Here is a 14,234-nt window from a genome sequence, read left to right as displayed (position 1 = left end):
TAGGGGATGACGATCTATTTTTATTATGAATTCATGAAAATGGTTTCCTCATGAAACCCGTAGTGTTCATTCTTATGGTCTTCAATGAATAGCTTTATTGTTCTACTGACACTGCTGAAAGCGAGCTCATCCCAAGGAATATTATCTAGATCAAAAAGCGCCACTTCAGAACTTTCGTCTGTGGCGTGGAAGTCGTCTCGTTCTAGTTCAGCAAGATAAAATAGGTGAACTTGATTAATATGAGGGATGCTGATCATGCTGAAGGCTTGCTTACAGACTGCGATTGATCCGCTTTCCTCCAGTGTTTCTCTTAATGCGCCTTCACTGGTGGTTTCTTGGTTTTCCATAAAACCTGCAGGCAATGTCCAGAAACCTAAGCGTGGTTCGATATTACGTCGACACAACAAAAGTCGCCCTTTATACAAAGGAATTGTCCCTGTGATGATTCTAGGGTTGTCATAATCTATGTACTCACAACTTGGGCATACCGCTCTAACACGATTATCCCCAATAGGAATTTTCATCTCTACGGCATGACCGCATTGTGGGCAGTATCTCATGAATTTCCTTTAGCGCTTCAGACGAAGCTTGGCGTATTTGACGACTTTATCTTCTATTTCCTGAATTTCAATCATGTAGTGACCCACCCATAAACTAATAGGGTGTTCAGGAATGAATTCTAGCGTTTCAATAATGAGGCCGTTAAGTGTTTTTGGGCCGTCAGTCGGTAAGTGCCAATCGAGTGTTTTGTTGATTTCCCGAATGTGTGTCGAACCTTCTATCCTAAAAGCGCCGTCTTCTAGAGTTTGAATTTCCTCTTCTTCATCCAGTGTTGGCGGAGTGAATTCGCCTACGATCTCTTCGAGTACATCTTCTAGTGCTGCGATGCCTTGAACGTCACCATATTCATCTACTACGATACCCATTTGTTGGTGATCTTTTTGGAAATTGAGTAATACGGTGTTTAATGATGTACTTTCAGGGATGAAATACGGTTCAACGGTCGCTTTTAGAAGTGCTGCTTTAGAAGGCGTTGGATCACGAAGGAAAACGGCCGCGTGTCTAGCATGAAGTATGCCAATGACTTTATTAATTTCGCCATTATAAACGGGCATTCGAGTGTGTCTGCTTTGGCAGATTTGCTCAATGATCTCTTCGATGGAGTCTTCGATATCAATACCGATCACTTCATTTCGAGGCACCATGATGTCTTCGACAGACACTTTTTCTAGGTCGAGAATGGAAAGCAGCATGTCTTGGTGCGCAGCTGGTATGAGGCCACTTGCTTCATTAACAACGGTCCTCAGCTCTTCAGAGTCGAGTGTGTTGTGATTGTTTTGAGAAGCATGAACGCCGATTAAGCGTAATAGTCCATTAGACAAGCCATTTACCAACCAGACCAGTGGATACAATACCTTTAATAAAATGGCAAGAATCCAAGAGGCCGGAAAGGCAATTTTTTCTGGGTGTATTGCTGCCAGCGTCTTTGGTGTTACCTCTGCAAAAATTAGCACCACCATAGTGAGTGCGGCGGTTGCTATTGCTACACCGGCATCGCCCCATAGACGAACGGCAATGATGGTTGCTATTGCTGAAGCAAGGATATTAACAAAGTTATTTCCTATTAATATGACGCCAATAAGTCTATCTGGTCGTTCTAGAAGGGAGTTTACCTTGATCGCGGATCGGTTCTTAGTTTTAACAAGGTGCTTTAGTCGATATTTGTTAATCGACAGCATCCCTGTTTCGGAACTCGAAAAGAAAGCAGAAAGTAAAATAAGACAAAAAAGTATTCCACTAAGAACACCTAAGGGTACTTCGTTCAAAAAGGGATCGCCTCAATTATGTAGATAAAAGGATTATTAGTTCTTAAGGTCTTACTGTCAAACATACTTTATCTCATTGTCGACTAGTTGGATAAAATTTGTAGCACAATTTGACTGCCAAAATAGCCTAGCATTAGCAAGAAAAAGCCGCTCAAGGTAAGCTTTACCGCCAATTGTCCACGCCAGCCTACAATATGTCTGCCTAGCAGTAACCCTGCAAAAACAAACCAAGAAGCTATTGTGAAGAATGTTTTATGGACGAGGTGTTGGGCAAACATGTCTTCAATAAAATAAAACCCAGTCGCTATTGTGATGGTTAGCAAGATGAAGGCAGCCCAGATGAATTCAAACATCAGCTGCTCCAATACTTGTAATGGAGGGACTCTGAGTAGTTGTTTAAGCTTATGGTGCTTAAGTTGGTACTCTTGAATAGAAAGGAGTATTCCTACCCCGCAAGCGGTGGTAAATAAACTATAAGCTGCGGATGCTATAAGTATGTGGGCGCTAGTGCCCCATGAACTACTGTGTAGCTGCGTTAAATCCCATGGTTTAATGGCGTTTAGCGCAATGACGATGGCACTCAGCAGTAAAGCAGTGCCTAGTAACAGGGATAAGTCTTTATCGCGATTACTTAACCAAAGTAAACTGTTGCCGATAATGGCGATCAGAAGCCCGATGGTCAAAAAATTAAAACCGTCATAGTTAAGTAATAATTGAGTTAGTGAAAAGGTATGTACGGCGATTGCAATCGCCCCAACATACTGGGTGGAGCGATTTGTCGGACGAAAATAATACGCTGTGCCAGCGATCAAACAAGCAATACAAGCAAGCCAAAGCGATAATTGAGTCATGAAACTAAAGGTTCCGAAGAGTAAAGGTATAGGGTGACAAACATTTATCCGTTATAATAGAGATAATTTCACCTTGGATAAACTGAAACCGTAGGTTTTTTCCATTTAGAGCCAAAATTTGAGGGCAATATGTTCGACAATTTATCGAATCGTTTAACTTCCTCGCTTGATCGTATACGAGGTCGAGCTAAATTAACTGACGACAACATAAAAGAAGTGTTGCGTGAAGTGCGTATGGCACTTCTTGAGGCTGATGTTGCACTGCCTGTTGTCAAAGATTTTATTGAAGCCGTCAGAGAGCGTGCAATAGGGACTGAAGTCTCAAAAAGTTTGAGCCCTGGACAGGTTTTCCTGAAAATTGTTAAGCAGGAACTTGAAAATGTAATGGGTCAGGCTAACGATGGGCTGAATCTTCGTGTTGCTGGCCCAGCTGTTATTTTATTGGCAGGTTTACAAGGGGCGGGTAAAACTACCTCGGCGGCTAAGCTTGCTAAGTACTTAAAAGAGCGCGAGAAAAAATCTGTCTCTGTTGTCAGTGCGGACGTTTATCGTCCTGCCGCTATTAAACAGCTTGAAACACTTGCTGGTGAAGTGGGTGTCGACTTTATCCCAAGCGATTTGTCACAGAAGCCAATTGACATTGTTAATAGCGCAATTGATTACGCCAAAAAAGCCCATAAAGATGTTTTGATAGTCGATACCGCGGGTCGTTTGGCAATTGATGACGATATGATGGCGGAGATTAAGGCGCTACACGCAGCGGCTAATCCGATCGAGACCTTATTTGTTGTCGATGCAATGACCGGTCAGGATGCGGCAAATACGGCAAAAGCATTTGGCGATATTTTACCTTTAACGGGCGTTATCTTAACGAAAACTGACGGCGATGCTCGTGGCGGTGCCGCGTTGTCTGTTCGTCATATTACCGGTAAGCCTATTAAGTTCTTGGGTGTAGGTGAAAAAACCGATGCACTAGAGCCTTTCCACCCTGATCGTTTAGCGTCTCGTATCTTGGGTATGGGTGACATGCTTTCTTTAATAGAGGAGGCAGAACAAAAAATAGATAAAGAAAAAGCTGAAAAATTAGCCGGGAAGCTGAAAAAAGGCAAAGGCTTTGACTTAGAAGACTTTAAAGAGCAGCTTCAGCAAATGAAAAACATGGGCGGTATGAGCTCAATGTTAGATAAAATGCCAGGCATGGGTCAATTGGGTAATGTTAAGGATAAAGTGAATGACAAAATGTTCGTTCAAATGGAAGCCTTAATTAATTCAATGACGTCAGCTGAGCGCCGCAACCCTGATGTTATTAATGGCTCGCGAAAAAAACGTATTTCAACGGGTGCAGGATTGCAAATACAGGATTTGAATCGTTTGCTTAAGCAACATAAGCAAATGCAAAAAATGATGAAGAAGATGACCGCGAAAGGTGGTATGCAAAAAATGATGCGTGGTTTGGGTGGAATGATGCCTGGTGGTGGTATGCCGGGTGGAGGGAATTTCCCTAAGTTTTAAACATATCTTCTTGTTTTTATTAACGGTAGTTAAAAAACTGCCGTTTTTAATGTCTGGGTGAGTGATTCGCCCTTTCGTTTTTCTAGTTTATCGACTAGAATATGCCGCCTTCTTGTAGTATGAGTCAAAAATCGACTCGGCAAGAGGCGTTTCGTTAAGCAATAAGGAACCAATAATATGGTAACTATTCGTCTTTCTCGTGGTGGCTCTAAAAAGCGCCCATTCTATCATTTGAACGTGGCTGATAGCCGTCGTGCACGTGATGGTCGTTATATCGAGCGTTTGGGTTTCTTTAACCCTGTTGCTCGTGGTCAAGAAGAACGTCTACGCATCGATTTAGATCGCGTAAATCATTGGGTTAGCCAAGGCGCTCAACTTTCTGACCGTGCTGCGCAGCTTGTAAAAGATGCTGGCAAAAACGCTTAATATTGAGGTAGTGCTATGTCTGCATTAAAACAAGCGGCCGCTCCTGAGCAAGCGCTTGTCGTTGGACGCATTACATCAGTTTATGGTGTTAAGGGGTGGGTGAAGTTATATTCACACACTGACCCAATGCAAGGAATCTTCGATTACAAGCATTGGTGGTTGAAAACTCCTAGTGGGTGGAAAACCATAGAATTAAGCCAAGGGCGTTTGCAAGGGCGTGGTTTGGTGGCATCGGTAATAGGCTATAGCGACAGAGATCTTGTAAAAGAAATTTGTGGTATGGATGTTTATATTGATGCGGCAGAACTGCCAGAATTGGAAGAAGGTGATTATTACTGGAGCCAACTGGAAGGTCTGAGGGTTATTACCAAAGAGGGTATCCTCTTAGGGAAGGTTTCTCAAATTATGGAAACTGGTGCGAATGATGTGATTGTTGTCCGCGCGTGTGAAGGTAGCTTTGATCGTGAAGAGCGATTGATTCCTTATTCTCCAGGAACTCATGTTTTAAACATCGATTTAGAACAGCAGGAAATGGTAGTTGACTGGGATCCAGAATTTTAAACAGATAAGCTGAGGTCACAACGTGAAGGTTAGCGTTATATCGCTCTTTCCGGAAATGTTTCAGGCCATTACCCAATATGGAGTAACAGGCAGAGCCATTAAGTCTGGGTTGGTTGAGGTGGATTTTTATAATCCCCGAGATTTTACTCATGACAAGCATAAGACAGTAGATGATCGTCCTTATGGTGGTGGTCCAGGGATGCTCATGAAAGTGCAGCCTCTCAAAGACGCCATTGCGAGTGCCAAAGTATCGGTGCCCAATGCAAAAGTTATTTATCTATCCCCTCAAGGGCGTACGCTAACGCAAGAAGGCGTGCAGCAGCTTGCTAAACAAGCAGAATTTATTCTGGTAGCAGGTCGCTATGAAGGCGTTGATGAGCGTTTAATTCAATCTGAGATTGATGAAGAATGGTCCATTGGCGACTTTGTCCTAAGTGGTGGCGAGTTGCCGGCTATGGTGCTCATGGATACTGTATTCCGTATGGTTCCAGGAGTGTTAGGAAAGCAGGCGTCTGCGGATGAGGATTCATTTGCTGACGGTTTGTTGGATTGCCCGCATTACACTCGCCCTGAAGTACTGAATGGTGAACCTGTGCCATCTGTGCTGCTTAGTGGCAACCACGAGGAGATTAGGCGCTGGCGATTAAAACAAAAGCTCGGAAGAACTTTTGAGCGCCGGCCAGACCTTCTGCAATACCTTGAGTTGGACAAGGAACAGCAGTTGTTGTTAGAAGAGTTTATTCGCGAAACTGAAGATTCAACCTCGGCAGAGTAGGAATTGCGAGCTTATCAGAAAGAAGAGCCTTCATGCTGATAAGAAACCATATCATTAGGAGTCACATCCATGAGTAATAAAACTAAACTGATTCAGCAGATAGAAGCTGAACAAATGACAAAAGAAATTCCAGCCTTCGGGACTGGTGATACTATTGTTGTTCAGGTTAAAGTTAAAGAAGGTTCACGCGAGCGTCTACAGGCCTATGAAGGCATTGTAATTGCTAAGCGTAACCGTGGTCTTAACTCAGCATTTACCGTTCGTAAAATTTCTAGCGGTATTGGTGTTGAGCGTGCTTTCCAAACGTACAGCCCTTTGGTTGAAAGCATCGAAGTTAAACGCCGCGGTGACGTGCGTCAAGCTAAGATCTACTACCTACGCGAGCGTTCTGGTAAATCTGCACGTATCAAAGAGAAATTGGCAAAACGTTAATTTTTCTGTTCTAAAAAAAGGCGACGTGAGTCGCCTTTTTTTATGGAACTAACCCCTTTATGTATGGCCTAATAGTAAATAATTCCCTATTTACTTGAGGTGTCCAGTGTCGATTCTTTCCCGTTTTTTGTTTTTATGTGTTTTACCAGTTTTTTTTTCTAATGTCATTTGGGCTGATGAGGCTCAGATCCTCTCATCTTTAAAAAAAGCCCTTCCGCAATATGATGTCGGAAGTGTTAACTTTCACCAAGCATCAGGATTGTATGTTGTTGAAATGAGTGATGGTCCGACGCTACACGTTACCTCGGATGGCCGTTACTTTGTCGCAGGAGATTTGTATAAAATTAATGGTGAGCGATTAGAAAATGAAACCGAGAAAGCGAAGCTTGCTAAGGTTGAAGCTTTACCAGAATCCCAAATGATTATTTATAAAGCGAAAGATGAGAAGGCCCATATTACCGTTTTTACGGATGTGGATTGTGGCTACTGTCGAATGCTGCATAATGATGTTCCTGCATTGAATGAAATAGGCATCACCGTGCGCTACGTGGCCTTTCCTAGAGCGGGTGTTGGCTCAGGTGCTTATAATAAAATGGTGAGCATCTGGTGTTCTGATGATCCTAAATCTTGGCTAACAAAAGTGAAGTTAGGGGAAGAGATACCAGAAAATAAATGTGCAAATCCTATCGCTGATCAATATAATTTAGGTCGGATGGTGGGGGTGCGAGGTACGCCGTCTATTGTTTTACCCAACGGTACGCTGTTACCGGGTTATTTGCCTGTAGATAAACTGGCAAAAGAAGTTGGGTTATAGTCTTATCGCAAAATATTCCATTAAACATGAGGCTTCTTCAGTCTTTTCTACGTTGGGTTTAAATGATACTGGCGTTATAATAAATCAGTTTTTCAGTTAACTAAGTGATCTATAAAAATTAAATTATCTCTGTGGGGTATTGTTTTGAAACCGGTAAAAGTCGGAATTTGTGGGCTGGGGACTGTGGGGTCCGGCAGTTTTAGCATTCTTCGTAATAATGCAGAAGAGATCACACGCCGTGTTGGTCGCAGTATTGTTATCGAACAGATCGGTGCTCGTCGTGACAATGACACGTGCGACACCTCCGGGGTAGACGTTACCCGCGACATTTTTGATGTGGTTAATAATCCAGAGATAGATATTGTCCTTGAACTCATCGGCGGAACAACGGTTGCGAAAGAGCTTGTGCTTACCGCGATTGAAAATGGCAAGCATGTTGTAACGGCCAATAAGGCTTTAATTGCTGAACACGGCAATGAAATTTTCGCAAGAGCCCAAGAGAAGGGCGTTATTGTTGCCTTTGAGGCTGCTGTAGCGGGTGGAATACCAATTATTAAGTTGATACGAGAAGGTCTGTCTGCCAATAGAATTGATTGGTTAGCGGGTATTATCAATGGTACTGGTAATTTCATTCTGTCTGAGATGAGTGAAAAAAATCGTAATTTTGATGATGTGCTAGCAGAAGCGCAAGCGCTTGGCTACGCTGAAGCAGATCCGACGTTTGATATTGAAGGCATTGATGCCGCGCATAAGTTGACTATTTTAGCGTCCATTGCTTTTGGTATTCCATTGCAGTTTGAAAAAACGTATACAGAAGGCATCAGCCGTATTACATCGGAAGATGTCGCGTTTGCGAGTGAACTTGGTTATGCCATTAAGCATTTGGGCATCGCGCGCCGTTCAAAAATGGGTATTGAGTTGCGAGTTCATCCGACCTTAATTTCCCGCAAGCAGCTTCTAGCCAATGTAAATGGCGTCATGAATGCGATTATGGTTCAAGGTGATGTGGTTGGCCCGACGTTAACGTATGGCGCTGGCGCTGGGGCATTACCAACTGGGTCATCTGTTGTCGCAGATGTGATTGATGTTGCTCGTACACTAACTGCGGATCCAACCAATCGTGTTCCTCACTTGGCTTTCCAAGCAGACGCTTTATCCAACGTGCAGATTTTGCCAGTAGAAGAAATTGAGTGTGGTTTCTTCCTTAATATGACAATCAAAGACCGCGCTGGCGTGTTGGCTAATATTACGCAAATTCTGTCAATGAATGATATTAGTATTGAGTCTCTTATTCAGCGAGAGCGTGAGGGTAGTGAGTTGGTGCCCTTGGTTGTGATGACTCATGATGTAAAAGAACGCAACATGAACGCGGCAATTGCAGCGATTGAAGCTTTGCCGGACGTTGCGGGAACGGTGCAACGAATCCGCGTCGAAAACTTGGCGTAAGAGAGAGCAAAATATGAAGTACATTTCTACTCGTGGTAAAGCCCCTGCGCTTTCTTTTGGCGATGTGTTGTTGGCTGGTTTGGCGAATGATGGTGGCTTGTATGTGCCGGAAACCTTGCCGCATTACAGTAAAGAAGAAATAGCATCATGGGCGAGCCTTAGTTATCAAGCACTCGCTTTTAAGATTATGTGGCCCTTTGTTGAAGGCGATATTCCTGCTGATGCGTTTAAGAAAATGATCGATGACGCTTACGCTAGCTTCAACCATTCATCGATTGCACCTATGGTTCAAGTTGGTAATAACGAATGGATACTTGAGTTGTTCCGTGGTCCAACGCTTGCTTTTAAAGATTTTGCATTGCAGCTACTGGGCCGTTTGATGGACTATGTTCTGTCTGAACGCAAAGAAAAACTTGTGATTCTTGGTGCAACGTCAGGAGACACCGGATCAGCTGCTATTGAAGGTTGTCGCCATTCTGAACACCTTAGTATTTTTATTTTGCACCCATATCAACGTGTATCAGAAGTACAGCGTCGTCAAATGACCACAGTGATCGATGATAATGTGTTTAATATTGCCGTCAAAGGTAACTTTGATGATTGCCAAGGTATGGTGAAATCCAGCTTTGCCGATCAGTCTTTCTTGAAAGGCGCCAAGTTGGGTGCGGTTAACTCGATTAATTGGGCGCGCATTATGGCTCAGATCGTTTATTATTTTTCGTCTGCTTTGTCTGTTGGCGCGCCTCATCGTAAAGTGTCTTTCTCGGTTCCAACGGGTAATTTCGGTGATATTTTTGCCGGATATTTGGCGAAAAAAATGGGCTTACCAATTGATCAACTCGTGGTAGCAACAAACAAGAACGATATTTTGCATCGTGTGATTACCCAGAACGACATGAGTCGTCAGTCGTTGAATGTCACTTTATCGCCAAGCATGGACATTATGGTATCGAGCAACTTTGAACGCCTATTGTTCGATGCTCATGGCCGTGATGGCGCCAAAATTGATGATTTGATGGCACGCTTTAATAAAGGCGATGTTTCTCTTGATGATCAAGCATGGTCGTTCGTGAAAGAGAACTTTGATAGCTATAAAGTGGACGATGAAAAAACGTGTGACGTGATTGCGGATGTTTTTGATAAGACTCAGTACTTGCTTGACCCTCACACGGCGATTGGTCTTGAGGCCGCTCGTCATTGTTGGAAAGACAAATCAGTTCCAATGATTACATTGGCCACTGCGCATCCGGTTAAATTTCCTGAAGCCGTTGAAAAAGCAGGCTGTGAAACGCCGGTGTTGCCTGAACACATGGCAGATCTTTTCGAACGAGAGGAATCCTACACTGTGCTTGATAATAATCTGAGCGACGTTCAAGCTTTTGTAACGCAAAAAATATAACTTACGATCTGGCTAGGAATTATCTAGCAACAGTAACAACGGCCAATCAATGATTGGCCGTTTCTTTCCTCTTTAACATGCCCCTCATATGAATCTCATTTTATTAGACCCAAAAAACACATTAGATTCTGGCCAGTATGCTCTAAATACTCGACAGCAAACTCATATTTCGAAAGTGATCAAAGCAGAACAGGGCGATGTACTGCGAGTGGGGATATTAAATGGAAAGATAGGCGAGGGAGTGTATGAGCCACCGAAAGACGATCGGCTGGGGTATATCCATTCTGTATATCTGTCTATTCCTGCGCCTCAACCGCTACCCATGATTTTGGTAATGGCTTTGCCTAGACCCAACATGCTTAAGCGAACTCTGCAGAATATTAGTGCGATGGGTGTGAAGGAGTTGTACTTGATTCACTCTGCCAAAGTAGAAAAAAGTTATTGGCAGAGTCCTGTGCTGCAAACTGAGCCCATTCAACAGTGTTTGCTTGAAGGGCTTGAGCAGGCAAAAGACACCATCATGCCGACATGGTCTTTGATTCCAAGATTTCGCCCCTTTGTTGAAGATCAGTTGCCGGCGTTGTTGATGGACAGAGTGGGCTTGTTAGCTCACCCTTACTTAGCTAAACGCTGTCCGATCGATATACAAAAACCGTGTGTTCTCGCGCTTGGGCCGGAAGGAGGGTGGAATGAATTTGAAGTGGATAAGTGGCACGAGGCTGGTATGGAGTCTGTTCATTTAGGTGATCGTATTTTAAAAGTAGAAACAGTTGTCCCTGTATTATTGTCGCGTCTATATCCAATTTAGAGTTAAATGCATGAAATGTTGTTATTTGTAACGGAATGGCATTAGAGAAGGAGCTCTTTTAGACTTTGCTGTAGGATTATCCTATTCGTAAAGTAACGATCCAGCTTTGCTGGGTCGGAGAGCATTGATGGCAAAAAACGTAGAGCGTATTAAAAAAAATAAAATAAAAGATAAGACGAAATCTACTTGGCTTACATTTTTCTATGTTGGTGAAAACGAAGGTGCGTTCTCTGAGGATGCTCGTCGAGTTTTTATTATTAATCTTTTTGCAACTGTCGGTGTTCTTTTTACGCTTCCTTTAGGCCTTTCTTCATTGTATGAGGGGAAGGTTATCCTCGGTGTAGTGCTGATTTTTATCGCTTTCTTGTATTCGATGAATCATGTCTATTTGCGTTACACTCACAATCATTCCATGTCCGGTAATTTTGTTATTTACCCTTTGTATATCTTGATGGTTTATCTCATTTATACGGGTGGCGTACATGGTACTGGGCATGTTTGGATTTATTGTCTTCCTGCTGTGGCTTTATTCTTACATGGTCTGAAGCGAGGTCTCATAGAGCTTGGGCTTTTTACCTTAGTGCTAGTGATTGTTATGTTTTTCATGGACAGTCATTTTGTCGAGTCTGGTTACCACCCTGCGTTAAAGTCTAGAATCCTATTTTCATTTTTTGTTGTTATTTTTCTTTCTGCCATTTATGAATATTCGATGTCTCGTTCGAATCAAGAGTTAAAAGAGACGACTGCAAAACTTAAATTAGTTGCTAATACGGATGAATTAACCGAACTACTGAATCGTAGGGGGATGATGCAACGTTTAGAAGGTACGACTTATACCAGCTATCACCTATTATTGGCGGATGTGGACTTTTTTAAGCGTATAAATGATGAGTACGGACATGATGTCGGTGATTACGCCTTAGCTGAGTTGGGCAGGATTATTCAGAAGCCGCTTCCAAAGGGCGGCCTGGTTTCTCGTTGGGGAGGGGAGGAGTTTTTGGTTGCTGTATGCGATTGCACAGAGCTTGATGCTTTTAACTTGGCTGAATCCATACGGCAGAAAGTAGAAGAACATGAGTTCGTATATTTGGATCAAAAATTTCGTATGACGCTGAGTTTTGGTGTGGCCACTATGAATGAATTTACGTCTTTAAGAGAAACAATCACCCTCGCCGATAATCGTTTGTATAGTGCGAAACGCGCAGGCCGAAATCAGACGCGAAGACGTTGAGTTGCTATATCGAATGATTTTTAGTGCAGCACCAATAAAACAGTCTACTTCTTCTACAGTAATGTTCGGCATTGGCCTCATAAGCTTGTAATAGTTTCAAGCCTAAAGAAATTGATCAGTCTGCTTCCGATAGCACCTTCCACACCTACAAACCTGAAAATAGTCACAGCTCCTAGTGCAGGTGGCGACCCTGTTGCACAGTCTTGATTACTGCTTCGTTATTGCCTCTTTGGCTTGTACTCGCACGAGAATCGTCGTTTTCATGATACTCTTTTCCTATTTATCATTATTTTGGTTGTTGAGATTTTTATGCGTATTGAACGTCGTCCGGTTCCGGCTGAACAAAATGACTTTCCTAATAGTATGTCCGCGACCTTGCAGCGAGTCTTTATGGCACGTGATGTGATGACCGTGGCTCAACTCGACTACCGACTGCCGCATTTATTAAGGCCGGATTCGTTATTTGATTTAAAAGCAGCTGCCAGTATTTTGGCTGATGCGATTGAGGCAGGGCAGAAGATTCTGATTGTTGGGGATTTTGATGCTGATGGCGCGACGAGTACCAGTCTTGGCATTCTTGCTCTAGAGGCGATGGGGGCGATTTCGCCAGACTATTTGGTGCCAAATCGTTTTGAATTTGGTTATGGACTGACGCCAGAAATTGTCGAGGTGGCGAAAGAAAGGGAGCCGGCGGTATTGGTGACGGTCGATAATGGCATTGCCAGTATCGATGGTGTGTTAGCAGCAAAGTCTTATGGCATGAAAGTGGTAGTAACCGATCATCATTTACCCGGTGATAGCTTGCCAGTGGCCGATGCCATCGTGAATCCGAATCATCCAAAATGCGGTTTTCCAAGTAAAAACTTAGCGGGTGTTGGCGTTATATTTTATGTGATGTCAGCACTTCGCGCAGAATTAAAGCATCGGAATTGGTTCATTGAGCAGCATATTCCTGAGCCGAAAATGGCTGACTATTTGGATTTGGTCGCTTTGGGAACAGTCGCTGATGTGGTGCCTTTGGATGCCAATAACCGAATTTTGGTACAGCAAGGTATTAAGCGTATACAAGCGGGCTTGGCGCGACCTGGTATCTTAGCTTTATTAGAGGTGGGGCATCGAGATCATACCCAATTAAAAGCATCTGATTTGGGTTTTGTTGTTGGGCCAAGGCTAAACGCGGCGGGTCGTCTTGATGACATGTCGGTTGGCATTGAATGTTTGTTGGCGGTGCATCCACATCAAGCGCGCCAATACGCTCAGCAGCTCGATCAGTTTAACCGTGAGCGTAAAGTGATCGAGTCGGATATGAAAGAACAAGCCGAATTAGTGTTGGTTTCTTTATTAGATGACGAACAAGACATGCCTAATGGTATGTGCTTTTACGATGCGGATTGGCATCAAGGCGTCATTGGGATTCTAGCTTCTCGGATGAAAGACAAATGCCATCGCCCTGTGATTGCGTTTGCCCGAGTCGGTGAAGATGAACTAAAAGGTTCAGCTCGTTCTATTCCCGGCGTTCATATTCGGGATGCTTTAGATTTATTGGCCAAGCGTTATCCGCAACTGCTGAGCAAGTTTGGCGGTCATGCAATGGCGGCAGGTATGTCGATTAAAGAATCTCATTATGAAGCATTTCGTTTGGCGTTTGATGCGATCATTACTGAGTGGGTAACGCCTGAGCAACTAGAGGCGACGCTTATGACGGATGGGCCGTTGGCGTCAGAAGACTTTAGTTTGAGTTTTGCTGAGCAAGTTAGATTGTCTGGGCCTTGGGGGCAGATGTTTCCAGAGCCTTGCTTTGATGGTGTATTTGATATCTTGCAGCAGCGGATTGTTGGCGAAAAGCATCTTAAATTGATGGTGCGTGAACCAAGTAGTGGTCTTTTATTAGACGCGATTAGTTTTTTTGTGGATCTGGAAAAATGGCCCAATGATAAGTCGTCACAGGCGCGTCTGGTTTATAAATTGGATATCAATGAGTTTCGAGGTCAACGTAATCTGCAGTTGTTAGTGGACTATTTAGAGCCTGCTTAAACCAAACACAAAGATTGGTTTTTTTGCCGAACAAATTGGATTTGGCACTGCATATCGGATCAAAAGTTGAGGTATAATGCGCCTCCCTCATACATCACTCTATTTTTACTGGAGCTCAT

The 14,234-nt window shown here is 43.4% G+C and carries 14 protein-coding genes; 11 read left to right on the top strand and 3 right to left on the bottom strand.

Features of this window, described 5'->3' with window-relative positions; all coding sequences use genetic code 11:
• Positions 1 to 23 precede the first annotated feature (23 nt).
• The 3 genes from MP3633_RS15060 to MP3633_RS15050 form a co-directional block, all read right to left on the bottom strand.
• Complete coding sequence (locus MP3633_RS15060) at positions 24 to 560, bottom strand: NUDIX hydrolase (protein ID WP_176336135.1); 537 nt, start codon at positions 558 to 560, stop codon at positions 24 to 26.
• 9 nt (positions 561 to 569) lie between these two features.
• Positions 570 to 1,826, bottom strand: a complete 1,257-nt coding sequence (locus tag MP3633_RS15055) for an HlyC/CorC family transporter (protein ID WP_112140935.1) — start codon at positions 1,824 to 1,826, stop codon at positions 570 to 572.
• An 83-nt stretch (positions 1,827 to 1,909) separates the two neighbouring features.
• Positions 1,910 to 2,677, bottom strand: a complete 768-nt coding sequence (locus MP3633_RS15050) for a cytochrome C assembly family protein (RefSeq protein WP_176336134.1) — start codon at positions 2,675 to 2,677, stop codon at positions 1,910 to 1,912.
• Positions 2,678 to 2,806: 129 nt separating this feature from the next.
• Between MP3633_RS15050 and ffh the strand changes: the two genes are divergently transcribed.
• The 11 genes from ffh (at position 2,807) to recJ (ending at position 14,115) form a co-directional block, all read left to right on the top strand.
• Complete coding sequence (gene ffh, locus MP3633_RS15045; RefSeq protein WP_112140931.1) at positions 2,807 to 4,189, top strand: signal recognition particle protein; 1,383 nt, start codon at positions 2,807 to 2,809, stop codon at positions 4,187 to 4,189.
• Between the two features lie 177 nt (positions 4,190 to 4,366).
• Positions 4,367 to 4,615: a 30S ribosomal protein S16 gene (gene rpsP, locus MP3633_RS15040; RefSeq protein ID WP_112140929.1), complete on the top strand. Its 249-nt coding sequence runs from the start codon at positions 4,367 to 4,369 to the stop codon at positions 4,613 to 4,615.
• Positions 4,616 to 4,630: 15 nt separating this feature from the next.
• Positions 4,631 to 5,176, top strand: a complete 546-nt coding sequence (gene rimM, locus MP3633_RS15035; protein WP_112140927.1) for a ribosome maturation factor RimM — start codon at positions 4,631 to 4,633, stop codon at positions 5,174 to 5,176.
• 22 nt (positions 5,177 to 5,198) lie between these two features.
• On the top strand, positions 5,199 to 5,951 hold the full coding sequence (trmD, locus tag MP3633_RS15030) for a tRNA (guanosine(37)-N1)-methyltransferase TrmD (protein ID WP_112140925.1): 753 nt from the start codon (positions 5,199 to 5,201) through the stop codon (positions 5,949 to 5,951).
• Between the two features lie 69 nt (positions 5,952 to 6,020).
• Positions 6,021 to 6,383 carry a 50S ribosomal protein L19 gene (gene rplS, locus MP3633_RS15025; protein WP_112140923.1) on the top strand — a complete coding sequence of 121 codons (363 nt, stop codon included), beginning with the start codon at positions 6,021 to 6,023 and terminating at the stop codon, positions 6,381 to 6,383.
• Positions 6,384 to 6,489: 106 nt separating this feature from the next.
• Positions 6,490 to 7,197, top strand: a complete 708-nt coding sequence (locus MP3633_RS15020) for a thioredoxin fold domain-containing protein (RefSeq protein ID WP_176336133.1) — start codon at positions 6,490 to 6,492, stop codon at positions 7,195 to 7,197.
• Between the two features lie 144 nt (positions 7,198 to 7,341).
• Positions 7,342 to 8,643, top strand: a complete 1,302-nt coding sequence (locus tag MP3633_RS15015; RefSeq protein WP_176336132.1) for a homoserine dehydrogenase — start codon at positions 7,342 to 7,344, stop codon at positions 8,641 to 8,643.
• A gap of 13 nt (positions 8,644 to 8,656) precedes the next feature.
• Positions 8,657 to 10,042: a threonine synthase gene (gene thrC / locus MP3633_RS15010; RefSeq protein ID WP_176336131.1), complete on the top strand. Its 1,386-nt coding sequence runs from the start codon at positions 8,657 to 8,659 to the stop codon at positions 10,040 to 10,042.
• 88 nt (positions 10,043 to 10,130) lie between these two features.
• Positions 10,131 to 10,850, top strand: a complete 720-nt coding sequence (locus MP3633_RS15005) for a 16S rRNA (uracil(1498)-N(3))-methyltransferase (protein WP_176336130.1) — start codon at positions 10,131 to 10,133, stop codon at positions 10,848 to 10,850.
• Positions 10,851 to 10,977: 127 nt separating this feature from the next.
• Positions 10,978 to 12,081: a GGDEF domain-containing protein gene (locus tag MP3633_RS15000; protein ID WP_176336129.1), complete on the top strand. Its 1,104-nt coding sequence runs from the start codon at positions 10,978 to 10,980 to the stop codon at positions 12,079 to 12,081.
• Positions 12,082 to 12,390: 309 nt separating this feature from the next.
• Complete coding sequence (gene recJ, locus MP3633_RS14995) at positions 12,391 to 14,115, top strand: single-stranded-DNA-specific exonuclease RecJ (RefSeq protein ID WP_176336128.1); 1,725 nt, start codon at positions 12,391 to 12,393, stop codon at positions 14,113 to 14,115.
• The last annotated feature ends 119 nt before the right edge of the window (positions 14,116 to 14,234 follow it).

This window comes from Marinomonas primoryensis, assembly GCF_013372285.1.
Taxonomy (GTDB): domain Bacteria; phylum Pseudomonadota; class Gammaproteobacteria; order Pseudomonadales; family Marinomonadaceae; genus Marinomonas; species Marinomonas primoryensis.
This window is presented reverse-complemented; position numbering and strand designations above follow the sequence as displayed.